The following is a 259-nucleotide window of genomic DNA, read 5'->3' as shown; positions in this document are numbered from 1 at the left end:
GTTGACCGGTACTAATCGCCCGATAGGCTTGATCTGTTCCAGTAACAGACAGTCTCATAAACACCAAAAAGCAAAACGAAACCTGGACAACATGTTGATCTGAAACCTTCCGCTTTTGGAAAGCGCCCCGTGACACAACGGAGCTCGCAATACCAAAAGCCGGAAGCTTTTGGTATTTACTCGGTTTGGTGGTCATAGCACGAGCAAAACACCCGGTCCCATCCCGAACCCGGAAGTTAAGTGCCGTCGCGCCAATGGT

1 protein-coding gene and 1 rRNA gene are annotated in these 259 nt (G+C 50.2%); one reads left to right on the top strand and one right to left on the bottom strand.

Going from position 1 to position 259, the window contains the following annotated elements; translation table 11 throughout:
* A partial coding sequence (locus SM765_RS23020; RefSeq protein ID WP_368981944.1) for a hypothetical protein occupies window positions 1-196 on the bottom strand: 196 nt, incomplete at its 3' end.
* On the opposite strand from SM765_RS23020, the gene rrf reads away from it, so the two are divergent.
* Window positions 185-259, top strand: a 5S ribosomal RNA gene (rrf, locus tag SM765_RS23015); the annotation flags it as partial. The genes SM765_RS23020 and rrf overlap by 12 nt on opposite strands.

It is taken from the genome of Pseudophaeobacter sp. 1A09344 (genome assembly GCF_041008745.1).
Taxonomy (GTDB): Bacteria; Pseudomonadota; Alphaproteobacteria; order Rhodobacterales; family Rhodobacteraceae; genus Phycobacter; species Phycobacter gallaeciensis_A.
The sequence above is the reverse complement of the archived record's forward strand: the minus strand, read 5'-3'. Positions and strand labels throughout refer to the sequence as shown.